Source organism: Maritimimonas sp. 2205BS37-2, assembly GCF_056591755.1.
In genome coordinates, this window is sequence record NZ_JBWQOI010000003.1 from 461225 (window position 1) to 474159 (window position 12935).

The 12935-nt window shown below is 34.2% G+C and carries 10 protein-coding genes; 8 read left to right on the forward strand and 2 right to left on the reverse strand.

Annotation, left to right across the window (positions count from 1 at the left end; genetic code table 11):
• Nucleotides 1-6 precede the first annotated feature (6 nt).
• Nucleotides 7-330 carry a hypothetical protein gene (locus tag AC1EUU_RS15140; RefSeq protein ID WP_480202288.1) on the forward strand — a complete coding sequence of 108 codons (324 nt, stop codon included), beginning with the start codon at nucleotides 7-9 and terminating at the stop codon, nucleotides 328-330.
• A gap of 52 nt (nucleotides 331-382) precedes the next feature.
• On the opposite strand, the gene AC1EUU_RS15145 is transcribed toward AC1EUU_RS15140, so the two are convergent.
• Nucleotides 383-3151, reverse strand: a complete 2769-nt coding sequence (locus AC1EUU_RS15145) for a DUF5916 domain-containing protein (RefSeq protein ID WP_480202289.1) — start codon at nucleotides 3149-3151, stop codon at nucleotides 383-385.
• A 106-nt stretch (nucleotides 3152-3257) separates the two neighbouring features.
• Nucleotides 3258-5924, reverse strand: a complete 2667-nt coding sequence (locus AC1EUU_RS15150; RefSeq protein ID WP_480202290.1) for a DUF5916 domain-containing protein — start codon at nucleotides 5922-5924, stop codon at nucleotides 3258-3260.
• A gap of 247 nt (nucleotides 5925-6171) precedes the next feature.
• Between AC1EUU_RS15150 and rplM the strand changes: the two genes are divergently transcribed.
• The 7 genes from rplM to AC1EUU_RS15185 all read left to right on the forward strand — a co-directional run bounded on the left by rplM (nucleotide 6172) and on the right by AC1EUU_RS15185 (nucleotide 12897).
• Nucleotides 6172-6627, forward strand: a complete 456-nt coding sequence (gene rplM / locus AC1EUU_RS15155) for a 50S ribosomal protein L13 (protein WP_480202291.1) — start codon at nucleotides 6172-6174, stop codon at nucleotides 6625-6627.
• Nucleotides 6627-7013 (forward strand): 30S ribosomal protein S9, encoded by a 387-nt coding sequence (gene rpsI / locus AC1EUU_RS15160; protein WP_480202292.1) that lies wholly within the window; start codon nucleotides 6627-6629, stop codon nucleotides 7011-7013. The genes rplM and rpsI overlap by 1 nt, the downstream gene beginning before the upstream one ends.
• A 177-nt stretch (nucleotides 7014-7190) precedes the next feature.
• The gene (rpsB, locus tag AC1EUU_RS15165; RefSeq protein ID WP_480202293.1) at nucleotides 7191-7952 is read left to right on the forward strand and encodes a 30S ribosomal protein S2; all 762 of its coding nucleotides are present in this window, start codon (nucleotides 7191-7193) and stop codon (nucleotides 7950-7952) included.
• Between the two features lie 37 nt (nucleotides 7953-7989).
• On the forward strand, nucleotides 7990-8811 hold the full coding sequence (gene tsf / locus AC1EUU_RS15170; protein WP_480202294.1) for a translation elongation factor Ts: 822 nt from the start codon (nucleotides 7990-7992) through the stop codon (nucleotides 8809-8811).
• A gap of 163 nt (nucleotides 8812-8974) precedes the next feature.
• Complete coding sequence (pyrH, locus tag AC1EUU_RS15175) at nucleotides 8975-9682, forward strand: UMP kinase (RefSeq protein ID WP_480202295.1); 708 nt, start codon at nucleotides 8975-8977, stop codon at nucleotides 9680-9682.
• Nucleotides 9683-9732: 50 nt separating this feature from the next.
• On the forward strand, nucleotides 9733-10287 hold the full coding sequence (gene frr, locus AC1EUU_RS15180) for a ribosome recycling factor (RefSeq protein WP_480202296.1): 555 nt from the start codon (nucleotides 9733-9735) through the stop codon (nucleotides 10285-10287).
• A gap of 102 nt (nucleotides 10288-10389) precedes the next feature.
• Nucleotides 10390-12897 (forward strand): DUF5686 and carboxypeptidase-like regulatory domain-containing protein, encoded by a 2508-nt coding sequence (locus tag AC1EUU_RS15185; RefSeq protein WP_480202297.1) that lies wholly within the window; start codon nucleotides 10390-10392, stop codon nucleotides 12895-12897.
• The last annotated feature ends 38 nt before the right edge of the window (nucleotides 12898-12935 follow it).

The following is a 12935-nucleotide window of genomic DNA, read 5'->3' on the forward strand; positions in this document are numbered from 1 at the left end:
TTTACTATGTTAGGATTAATATTACTTTATTTTATAGGAAAATACTTTTACAGGTTAGCAGAAGAGTATGATAAAAATAAATGGGGCTATGCCGTTCTAGGTGTGGTTATATATTACGCCGGAACCTTTATGTCAGGAATATTTATTGGTATCGCCTATGAGTTGTGGAGTTCAACTTCAATTGATGATGTTAGTGATCGCGCATTAGGATTATTAGCATTACCTTTCGGTATTTTAAGTTGCTATTTACTATATATTTATCTTAAAAAATCTTGGCATAAAAAAAAGCAACTCGAAAAAGTAAGTATTGATGATATTGGTAATCATTAATTTAGTCTTCTAGAAATTCATTAACTAATTTATTAGATATGATACTAAAAAGCTATCTTCTAAATCGATATGTGGCTTTGATTAAAAATGTATTGTCTTTTTCTTGACCTAAAATCTGATTATCTAAGTTTCTGAATAAGTGATTCCCAGGATCGCCAGAGCCTGTAACACCTTGCGACCAAACCAAAAAGATTTCTGAGCCCGGTATATATTCCCAACGAACTACCAAATTCGAGCGAAATTGTACAAAAGAAAAGTCAGGATCACTAAACTCATAATCTGTTGTGATACCACTTTCATTAATTAAATACGTGTCATCAACTTTTTGAATTTGATTATCTGTATAAGCAATAAATCGATCATTCAAATTATCTGCAATAGGATTTGTTCTGTTGTCAATTAACGGATTTGTAACAAACTTGAAATTAGTATATCTACCACGTGAAACGAAAGGTTGGCCATAATATTGAACTGTTAAATTCGGATTTATGGTATAATTTAATCGTATTGCTGCGCTAAGGGTTTGCTGATCGATCTTCGCCAAAATATATCTTGGCTCATCATTAAAATCTACCTCAGTTACGTATTGCGTTTTATTTGGGTTTCGTTGATACTCAGGACTCAGAGAAATACTAAAAGAATTTATTGGTTGATAAATAAATCGCGTTTCTAAATTTAAGAATGAGAAATTATTTTGTTTAGCTTGAGAATATACATAGCCTGCTCTAAAACTAAACTTTTTGGTTCGATCAGAGCCAAAGAATAAAAAGCTAATATTCTCTCTTGAAAAACGCCAACGCGGCCCACCTCTTAAAATAGTGTTAGTATAAATTCTAGGCTTATGAAAAACCGCACCATCAATCCACCAATTATTATTAAACTGAGCAAAAGCTCCTAAACGATACTGAACACGGTTATAATTACCATCAAAATCATAGGTAGTAAACATATTAAACCCTGCCCAAATATTTCTAAATCTTCCAGTAGGTTTTAACGTACGCCAATTCAACCATCCGTATTGACGAATTTCATCTGCCTGACGCAAGAAGCCTATATCGTTTAACTCTAATTCAGGAGATCTAAAGTTAACACCTATTCCATACCTCCAATTACCAGTACTTTGTTTGCTAAATTCTAATTTACCTCCGGTTCCTGTTAATGATGTTCTATCAGCATCAACTTCAACATGACCAGCATCTACTCTATTAAACAAATGCGTTAGAGATGTTTGCGTGTTTTCTATCGATTCTTTACTTCCTCTAACATGGCTAAAAATTAAATTACCTTCTAAATTGAATTTTCTATCTTTCCATTGATGTCTAAAATCAACACCTCCTGAATAAGCTGATTCACGTAAACTCATTAGGTTATTTTCTTTTCTTCCAATCAAAAACGGATCTACCACCTCGCCCGTTTCAGAATTTGTATAAATTTCTGCGTCACTATCATAATCAAAGCTAAACTGACTCCCTAAATTTCTATTGGTAGCTGTGAAGATTCCACCTACAAATGTATTGCGATCATTAAAATCTTTTTGAGCTCTTGCAACCAAATAATTCGTCAAAGGCTCTATAATTGCTTCTCTTCTTTTTGATACATCATCATTGTTTGCTATTTCAGCCACTTCTCTTGAAGTTATACTTTCTAATAAACCAATGGACCAACCATTTTTGGTCTTACCGCTAAATTTTGCAGCCCCAAGAATTGTAGTATTAGATGCCCTATCAATATAATCGTCTCCGTTTGTAGTGACCGACCCTTGAGGGTTTCTACCAATACGTCTAGAGAAAAATAAATTATCCCGGTTACCACCAAAACGGAAATCAAAAATATTTTTATTCTCTACAAAAAATGGTCTTTGTTCTCTGAAAAAAACTTCAAAACCATCTAGGGCGATTGCGGCGGGATCGGCTTCTACCTGTCCGAAATCAGGATTTACCGTGAGGTCGAGTGTAAGGTCATTAGTGATTCCTATTTTAGCATCTAAACCTCCGTTTAATATAAAATCATCTCCGTCTCTAAAAGGATTATTTCCATCTTTAGGAAAAGTATCATACTGTAATACTGTAAAAGGTTGAATTTCTAATTGCCTTTGAGGAATTAAGCCTATTAATCCATGTAGTTCTCCTGCCTCACTCACAAAGCCAGGTGCATCTGCTGGTATACGCTGCCATAAAGAAGTTTCATTTTTTCTAAATATGCGACGTACAATATTCAGTCCCCAAGCTTGCTCTTTATTCTTACCAAATCGCAATTGACTTAGGGGTATTTTCATCTCGGCATTCCACCCTTCTTCATCAATAGATGCTTTTGTATACCAAACCGGGTTCCAACTATCATCAATATTATCACCGTTATCAGTGGCTATTTCGTCACCTTTAACTCCGGCAGCCGTTGTAGTGAATACAAAACCTGTTCGCTTATCATTATAACTATCAATCAACACATTTACCCGATCACCAATAAAACCATCTCTTCTTGACAACCTATTGACTATACTATCAGGTGCCTTATCAAAACATTGAATTCCTACATAAAGATTTTTATCATCATAAACTATCTTAAAGCGTGTTTGAAAGGTTGGTGGTGTGTTTTCATCGGGTTCGTTTTCGATAAAATCGGTCGCCCAGTCTACTGTTTCCCACCCAGAATCGTTAAGCTTTCCATCAATAACCGGAGCCTTATCTGGCGCCACGTATTTTGTAGTGTAGATACGTTTTGGAACCGTTTTATTTTGCTCATTTTGAGCTATAATGCTTTGAAAAAAACATAAGAGCAGAACAAGAAATAAACAGCTTTTGCAGCGTAGGTTTGTAAGCATAGTGTATGATTAATTTTGCCTCATCGTACACCATTCTTCTTGCAGGAGCAAGGTACTACAAAGCCTTCTTAAGGTTTTGTTAATTTTAAATCTACACTGTTAAATTTTATAATCTAAAGCGATAAGTAGCTTTGATCAAAAATGTATTGTCTTTTTCTTGTCCAAAAATTTGATTGTCAAGATTCGTGAATAATCCATTGGCAGGGTTACCATCTCCCGTAACTCCCTGAGACCAAACCAAGAAAACTTCAGAACCAGGAATATACTCCCATCTAATAACCAAATTTGAGCGAAACTGAACGAATGAAAAATCTGGTTTACCGAAAGAATAATCAGTGGTACCATTTACATCCTCATCAACTAAATAAAGTCCTTCTTCTTCATCTAAGGTTAATTGATCTTCTGAAAATAATCCAAATCTATCATTAAAATTATTGGCTTGTGCATTCGTTATGTACTTAAAATTTGTATACCTTCCTCTAGATACGAAAGGCTGCCCCCAATATTGAACCGTTAGATTAGGGTTTATTGTATAGTTAATTCTCATAGAGGCACTCAATGTACGTTGATCTATTGTAGCATTAATGTATTTAACATTATCTCCAACTTCAACATTTTCAACAAACTGAATTTTATCGCTATTGTGATTATATGAAGGATTTATAGATAACCTAACCGCATTCAATGGCTGGTACGAAATACCGAAGTAAAACCTATACCTATTTCTAGAATTATCAAAAGATCGATTTCCATTGTGACCTACATTTAATCTCACCTTTTTTCTATTATCTGTTCCTATATTATTCCAAAAGAAAATACTTGGTGAAAATCTTAATCGGGGTCCTCCACGCAATGCAAAGTTAGACTGGTTTACCCCAACATAAGTAATTCCTAGATTACCAAACCAGTTATTTTTAAAGTTTGCCCAGCTATTCACATTAAATTGCAAGAGATTATGATTTCCTCCAAAATCCCAGGCTGACCAATGGTTATAGTTCAAACCCAAGGTTCTAAAAATTGAAAAAGGCTTAAGTGTACGATATCCAACCCATGTATAATGCCTTAAATCATCTGACAAACGCTGAAAACCTAAATCATTTAACTCTAATTGCGGTGATCTCCAGGTGAAGCCACTTTCAAAACGCCAATGTCCCTGAGCTTGTTTTCCAATTTGAATATTTCCTCCTGTTCCTGTCAACGAAGTTCTATTCGGATCATAACCTAAATAATCGGCACCAACTCTTTGAAATCTATGTCTAAATGAATTTTGTGTATTGTCAATAGCTTCTTCGGTTCCTTGAACGTGACTGAATACTACATTTCCACCAACATACCAGGCTCTATTTTTCCATTGATGTCTAAAGTCTAAGCCTCCTGAGTAGGCTGATTTATGTAAAAATTCTAAATGATCTGGAAGATTACGATTTGTGGCGGTAAAGATTCCACCAACAAAGGTATTTCTATCATTAAAATCTTTTTGTAAACGTCCTACAAAGTAGTTTGTAGCAGGCTCTACTAACTCCTCTCTACTCCCAACTACTTCACCATCAACCACCTCAACAATGTCAGCATATTCCTTTCCTGTAACACTCTCTAAAACTCCGATAGACCATCCATTTTTTGTCTTACCGCTAAATTTAGCGGCTCCGAGAATGGTAGTATTTATTGGCTGATCAACAAACTCATTATCTTCAATTTCTGGAAAGCCTTGTGGGTTTCTTCCAATTCTTCTCGAAAAGAAAACATTATCCGAACCAAAGGTATCGCCTGCATTTGATCTCGAAAATCTATAATCAAAGATATTATTGTTCTCAACAAAGAACGGACGCTGTTCTCTAAAGAAGATTTCAAATCCATCTAATGCGATCGCTGACGGATCAGCCTCTACCTGACCAAAATCTGGATTCACGGTAAGGTCTAAAGTTAAGTCATTGGTAATTCCAATCTTTGCATCTAATCCTCCATTCAATTCAGAATCATTTCCGTCTCGAAAAGGATTTCCATCTTCTCTAGGATAACTATCGGCCTTTCCAACCGTAAAAGGTTGAATTTCTAATTGTTTTTGTGATTCTAAATCTATTAAACCATGTAGTTCTCCCAATTCACTAACCCATCCCGGTGAATCTTGCGGCACTCGTTGCCACAACGATCGCTCTTCTTTTCTAAATATTCTCCTGTTTAACTGTAATCCCCAGATCTGTTCTTTTGCTTTTCCAAAACGCAATTGGCTTAAAGGGATTTTCATTTCTGCAGTCCACCCTTCATCATCTATATTTGTCTTTGCATACCAAACTGGGTTCCAGCTGGCATCCCAATTATTACCATTTTGTGAAATAAATTCATCTCCTTTTACGCCGGCAGCTGTTACATTAAAGGAGAATCCCGATCGTAAATCGTGATAACTATCAAAATTTATTTCAATCCAATCTCCCGCAAAACCGTCTCTCCTAGATAAGCGTTTTACTATGCTATCAGGTTGTTTGTCATATAATTTAACCCCTACATAAATGTTCTTTTTATCGTAAACTATTTTAAACTTGGTTTGTTGATGTGGAGGTGTATTTTCATCAGGTCTCCATTCTATAAAATCTCCAGCCCACTCAACAACATTCCAGCCAGCATCGTCCAAGATCCCATCAATGACCGGCGCATTTTCTTGACTAACATATTTGGTGGTATAGATACGTTTGGGTATTATTTCTTGCTTTTTTTCCTCTTGAGCAAATAAGGAAATGGTCAGAAAAAAGAGAAGTAGAAGAGGTAGATTTTTCATTTGGTAGTATTTGAATTATTCAGTTTGTGTTAGTAAAGACCGCCTGTTAAAAAAGGTGTTACATAGACAAGTGTTAAAAAAATCGTGAAACTTCTTAAAATTCTGTTAATTCTAACTTTTTGAAAGGATAAAAAGGCTTAAAAAAATAAGCTAATTGACTGTTTGTTATATAAATAAATGTTTGTACATTTGCACTCCCTTTTGAAGAAGGGGTAAAATGAATTATTAATTACAAAAAACTAATAGTGTGAACACATTAAGTTACAAAACAGTATCTGCTAATAAAGCCACTGTAAATAAAGAGTGGGTTTTAGTTGATGCGGACGGGCAGACATTGGGTCGTTTAGCTTCTAAAGTAGCGATGCTAATTAGAGGTAAATACAAGCCTAACTACACACCTCATGTAGATTGCGGTGATAATGTAGTAATTATTAATGCTGAAAAAATTAATTTAACCGGTAACAAGTGGGAGGCTAAGTCTTATATCCGCCACACAGGTTACCCAGGTGGTCAAAGATCGCTTACTGCAACAGAAATGTTTCAAAAAGATCCTACGAGATTGGTTGAAAAAGCAGTAAAAGGAATGTTACCTAAAAATAAACTAGGTAGCGCATTGTTTAGAAATTTATATGTATATGCTGGTAATGAGCACAAACATGAGCCTCAAAACCCTAAAGCAATTAACCTTAACGATCTTAGATAATGGAAACAGTACACAAAATAGGAAGAAGAAAAACGGCTGTTGCTCGTGCATATGTTTCTGAAGGTAAAGGAAACATTACTATCAACAAAAGAGAATTAAACAATTACTTTACAACTGGCACTTTACAATATAAAGTAAAGCAACCATTAATGTTAACAGATAATGAAAAAGCTTTTGACATTAGTGTAAATGTATATGGTGGTGGTGTTACGGGTCAAGCTGAAGCAATTCGCTTGGCAATAACAAGAGCATTGGTTGCCATTAACGAAGAGAACAGAGCTGTTCTAAAACCAGAAGGATTATTAACTCGTGACCCAAGAATGGTAGAGCGTAAGAAATTTGGTCAAAAGAAAGCACGTAAGAAATTCCAGTTCTCTAAACGTTAATCTAATTTATTATTGGCAGTTGTCAGAATTTATAATTCTGACTTCTGTTCAAATAAGAACAAAAACAATTAAATAAAAACCTGTTATCGTAAAAGTTTAGCATCCAAATAAATAAGACTCACAATGTGGCTACTTATTTATTGCTAACAAAAACGGAACGTAAACTAAATTAAAAAGATGGCAAATATTGACATTAAAGAATTATTAGACGCAGGTGTGCATTTTGGTCACCTGACAAGAAAATGGAACCCAAACATGGCTCCGTATATCTATACCGAGCGTAATGGTGTTCACATTTTAGATCTATACAAAACAGCTGCTAAAATTGAAGATACTTCTAAAGCATTACACAAAATTGCTGCTTCTGGAAGAAAGATTTTATTTGTAGCTACTAAAAAACAGGCAAAGGATATTGTTGCTGATAAAGCAAACAGTGTAAATATGCCTTACATTACTGAAAGATGGCCAGGAGGTATGTTAACAAACTTTGTAACAATCCGTAAAGCTGTTAAAAAAATGGGACAAATCGACAGAATGAAAGTTGATGGTTCGTTTAATGCACTTTCAAAGAGAGAAAAATTACAAATAGATCGCCAACGTGCTAAATTAGAAAAGAACTTAGGTTCTATCGCTGATATGACACGTTTACCTGGAGCTATTTTTGTAGTTGATACAAAGCGTGAGCATATTGCTATCGCCGAAGCCCAAAAATTGAATATTCCAATTTTTGCAATGGTTGATACAAACTCTGACCCTAGACCAGTAGATTTTGCAATCCCTTCTAATGATGATGCATCAAAATCTATAGATAAGATTTTATCTTTTGTAACTGATGCTATTGCAGAAGGTTTAGCAGAAAGAAAAGCTGACAAGGAAAAAGCTAAAGTTGCGGCCGCTGATACAGAAGAAGTAAAAGCTAAAGCTGTAGCTGATAATTAATAAACTCATTATTTAATAAATAAATTTTTGAATAAAAATGGTTAAAATAACCGCTGCTGAGGTAAATAAATTGAGAAAAGCAACTGGTGCTGGAATGATGGACTGTAAAAAGGCATTAGTTGAAGCTGAAGGTGATTTCGATAAAGCAATTGAGATTTTACGTAAAAAAGGACAAAAAGTAGCTGCTAAGAGAGCTGACCGCGAGTCTACGGAAGGTGCTGTTATTGCAAAAGTGAATACAAGCGCTACAAGTGGCGCTGTTATCTCATTGAATTGTGAGACCGACTTTGTTGCAAAAAATGAAGGTTTTGTAAACTTAGCAAACGAGCTAGCTGAATTAGCATTAAATGCTGCTTCTAAAGAAGACTTTTTAGGTTCTGATTTTAATGGAATGACAGTTGCTGATAAATTAATTGAGCAAACTGGAGTAATTGGTGAAAAAATAGAAATTGGTGCCTTCGATAAAATTGAAGCTCCATTTGTAGGTTCTTATATCCATGCAGGTAATAAGATTGCTACTTTAGTAGGTCTTTCTGCTACTGCGGAAGGCGCTGAAGTTGTGGCAAAAGATGTTGCTATGCAAGCTGCTGCAATGGCACCTATCGCTTTGAATGAAGATGGTGTTGATCAAGAAACGATCGAAAAAGAGATAGAAATTGCTAAAGATCAATTACGTCAAGAAGGAAAACCTGAAGCTATGTTAGAAAATATTGCTAAAGGGAAGTTAAAGCGTTTCTTTAAAGATAACACTTTAGTGAATCAAGCATTTATTAAAGACAATAAGCAAAGCGTTGCTCAATATGTTAAAACATTAGGTGATGTTTCTATTGTAGACTTTAAAAGAGTTGCTTTAGTTTAAAAATATTCACACTTACGTGGAATAAAACCCTGCCAATTGGCGGGGTTTTTTATTTTTCATCAACTATTAACTACATGTAATCTCTTCTACTCAAAATATCTAATCTAAAAACATTTAGATTTTGTGATTTCTTATTTTGTATATTTGTCAAACTTTCAAAAAAATGCAATACAAAAGAGTTTTATTAAAACTTAGTGGTGAAGCCTTAATGGGCGAAAGACAATATGGTATTGATCCTAAACGTTTGGCCGAATACGCTGAAGAAATTAAAAGTGTAGTTGAAAAAGGAGTTGAGGTAGCAATTGTTATTGGTGGTGGCAATATTTTTAGAGGTCTTGCCGGTGCAAGTCAAGGAATGGATCGTGTGCAAGGTGATCACATGGGGATGCTTGCTACCGTAATAAATGGATTAGCATTACAAAGTGCGCTTGAAAATTCTGGAGTTCAAACGCGTTTGCAATCAGCTATAAAAATTAACGAAGTCGCTGAGCCTTTTATTCGAAGAAGAGCAATGAGACATTTAGAAAAAGGGCGTGTTGTAATATTTGGTGGTGGTACCGGAAACCCATATTTCACAACCGATTCTGCCGCTGTATTAAGAGCTATTGAAATCAATGCAGACGTTATTTTAAAAGGTACCCGTGTGGATGGTATTTATACAGATGATCCTGAGAAAAATAGTAATGCCATTAAGTTTGATGACATCTCATTTGATGATGTTTTGAAAAAAGGGCTAAAAGTAATGGACACTACCGCGTTCACTTTAAGTCAAGAAAATGAATTACCTATCGTAGTCTTTGATATGAATACCAGAGGAAATTTAATGAAAGTACTTTCTGGAGAAAATATTGGTACAAAAGTGAACATATAATTTGTGGCTTACTTTTTGATTAGCTAAATTCGAATTTCAAATTATTTAACATGAACGAAGAAGTTGAATTTATTTTAGATACAGCAAAAGAGCAAATGGACAATGCAGTATTGCATTTAAAGAAAGAATTTGTTGCGATTAGAGCTGGTAAGGCTTCGCCTTCTATGCTTAAAAGTGTAACTGTTGATTATTATGGTTCTCAAACTCCTTTGAGTCAGGTAGCAAATATCAACACACCCGATGCACAAACTATTTCTGTTCAGCCTTGGGAAAAAAGCATGCTTCAAGAAATTGAAAGAGGAATAATGATCGCTAACCTCGGTTTTAATCCAATGAATAACGGTGAAAGTGTTATTATAAATGTTCCTCCATTAACAGAAGAGCGTCGGCGCGAATTGGCTAAGCAAGCTAAGGCAGAAGCCGAAAATGATAAAGTAAGTGTAAGAAATGCTCGTAAAGATGCTAATAATGACATTAAGAAACTTGATGTATCTGATGATATGAAATCAAATGCTGAAACCGATATTCAAGAACTTACTGATAAATATATCAATATTATAGACGAATTATACGCTAAAAAAGAAGCTGAAATCATGACGGTTTAATCTTTCATTGTCATGAGAACTCGATAAACTTTTGTTAAAAGCAACCTTGAGGGTTGCTTTTTCATTTTATCTTACAGTTCTTTAAGGCGCCAATTTTTTTTAATGAAAAAAATACCTTTCTTATTTTTACTACTACTTCCTGTTCTAGTAATTGCTCAAAGTTCTCTTTCTGGAACCATTAAAGATGCAAAAACAAATAAAGCACTGCCTTTTGCAACTATTATTACTGATGCAGGATACGGCACTGTTGCTGATGCCGACGGGAAGTTTACTATAAGATCTACAAGTACAATTTTAGCGCTATCGGTTTCTTATGTAGGATATAAATCGAAAAAAATCACAATAGACAATAAGGTTTCATATTATGCAATATTCTTAGACCCTAAACAAGAACACCTTAATGAGGTTGTTGTAGTTGCCAAGGAAAATCCCGCACTAAGAATTATAAAAAGAGCAATTGCTAATAAGGATAAAAATTATATACAAAGGGCATTAAACTCTTTTCAATATCATTCTTATAATAAGTTTATTGTAACTGCCAACCCCGATTCTATAAAGGGTGAGATCGATTCAATTTTTATTACTAAAAAAGGAAAGAAGATTTTTCAAAAGCTTGATTCAACAAATTATGAATTTAAAAAACGCATTGAAAAAAGCCATTTATATCTTACCGAAAAAGTTTCTGAACATAAATTTAAGCGGGGTAAAAATAAAAAAGAGACCATTCTGGCTTCTCGAATGGCTGGTTTTCAGCAGCCTGTTTATGAGTTCTTAGCATTAGATATAGAAAACTTCACCTTTTATGATGAAGTCTACACTTTATTAGGTAATAAATATGTGAATCCGTTAGCCAAAAGTGCATTGAAAAACTACAACTATAAGTTATTAGATACGGTAATACATAAAAATGACTCTACTTTCATGATTTATTACAAGCCAAAAAAGACTAGCGAAACAATTGGTCTGGAAGGAGTACTTTATATAAACACCAAAAAATTTGCGCTTGAAAAGGGTATTGCTCAACTAAAAGGTATTGTAAATGTAAAAGCCGAACAAAAATTTGAATATCAACCAACGCATAAACTCTGGTTTCCTGTTACTACCGAAATTTCAATTAGAAAAGGAAAAAATAAAACCCCCGTTAAGTTATTCGGATCGATTACATTTAGTGCAAGTAAAGAAAATGATTCTTTAAGACAGAAGACAGAAAAAGACCCTAGTGACATTACTTATCTTCTATCGAAAACTACAAATTTTGATATAAAGATTAACGAGCCTTTAAAACTAATTAATTCAGCCTCAAGTATAGAGATTGACGACTTCGCTTCAGAACGAAGCAATGATTATTGGAATTCTTACAGAACAGATTCTATAACTAAAAGGGGGACAGAAACGTATAGATTCATTGATAGTATTTCACAAGAAGAAGGAGCTGAACGTAAATTAAATATTGCACGTAAAGTCTTAAAAGGTTATTATCCTACCAAGTACTTTGACTTTGACTTAAGTCAACTTATTAATTTTAATAATTATGAAGGTTTTAGGTTAGGATTTGGAGGTATTACCAACACCAATTTCTCTAAAAAACTTCGTTTTGATGGCTACATGGCCTATGGATTTAAAGATAAAAGAGTTAAATATCATTTAGGATCAGCAATTCGATTAAGCAAGCAAAATAATACCTGGTTAGGAATAGGTTATACTGATGACCTACAAGAAGCTGCCAAGATTGATTTTCTCTTTGACGACACTTCATTTTCATTGATCAACCCGCGAAACTTAAATATTAGTCAGTTTTATGGATATAGAAATTACAGTATTAATTTTGATCATGATGTATTTCCAAACGTAGAATCAAAGGTAAAACTCAGCCATGGTGAGTTTAATACAAAATTTGACTATCAGTTTATAAGCAACGGACAACTTTTTGATGATTATAAATTAACTACTGCTACCCTAGCAATTAAATGGACTCCTTTTAGCAAGTATATGAATTCTCCTGTAGGTAAAATTGCGGTAAGAAAAGGGTATCCAAAAATTACTGCTCAAGTCACTAAAAGTTTTGATGGTCTTCTTAAAGGTGACATAGATTTTACACAATTTAACTTAAAAGTAGAACATGTAATTAAACTTTTACACAACAGTTCTACCTCTTTTCTATTACAAGGAGGTTATGTTGGTGGTAACGCCCCACTAACTCATTTGTATAATGCAACACCTAATTATTCACTAAGAAATCCTTGGAGAAAACGTATTAATTTCTCTGGAACTAATGCTTTTGAGACCATGACTTTCAACGAGTTTATTTCAGATAGGTATGTTTCGTTACAAGTAAGACATAATTTTCATCGCTTTAAAATTAGCGACAAATTTAGGCCACGATTAAGCTTAATAAGTAGATTCGCCATCGGAACTATTGATGAGCCTCAAAATCACAGCATCCCTATAAAAAAAATGAATCTAGGTTATTTAGAGTCTGGTTTTGTATTAAATCATTTGTTTAAAGGTTTTGGTATTAGTTCATTCTACAGGTATGGCGCTTATAGCAATGAGAAATTCTCAGATAATTTAGCCGTAAAACTAACCTATGTGTTAAGCCTAGGTTTTTAAGCCTTTAGCTCTTTTTACCTAAACTATTTTACTACCTT

What these genes read in the sequence shown, in the direction of transcription:
- AC1EUU_RS15140 (WP_480202288.1), top strand. Translation starts at nt 7, where the DNA reads ATGTTAGGATTAATATTACTTTATTTTATAGGAAAATACTTTTACAGG.
- AC1EUU_RS15150 (WP_480202290.1), bottom strand. Translation starts at nt 5,924, where the DNA reads ATGAAAAATCTACCTCTTCTACTTCTCTTTTTTCTGACCATTTCCTTA.
- rpsB (WP_480202293.1), top strand. Translation starts at nt 7,191, where the DNA reads ATGGCAAATATTGACATTAAAGAATTATTAGACGCAGGTGTGCATTTT.
- frr (WP_480202296.1), top strand. Translation starts at nt 9,733, where the DNA reads ATGAACGAAGAAGTTGAATTTATTTTAGATACAGCAAAAGAGCAAATG.
- rpsI (WP_480202292.1), top strand. Translation starts at nt 6,627, where the DNA reads ATGGAAACAGTACACAAAATAGGAAGAAGAAAAACGGCTGTTGCTCGT.
- tsf (WP_480202294.1), top strand. Translation starts at nt 7,990, where the DNA reads ATGGTTAAAATAACCGCTGCTGAGGTAAATAAATTGAGAAAAGCAACT.
- pyrH (WP_480202295.1), top strand. Translation starts at nt 8,975, where the DNA reads ATGCAATACAAAAGAGTTTTATTAAAACTTAGTGGTGAAGCCTTAATG.
- AC1EUU_RS15145 (WP_480202289.1), bottom strand. Translation starts at nt 3,151, where the DNA reads ATGCTTACAAACCTACGCTGCAAAAGCTGTTTATTTCTTGTTCTGCTC.
- AC1EUU_RS15185 (WP_480202297.1), top strand. Translation starts at nt 10,390, where the DNA reads ATGAAAAAAATACCTTTCTTATTTTTACTACTACTTCCTGTTCTAGTA.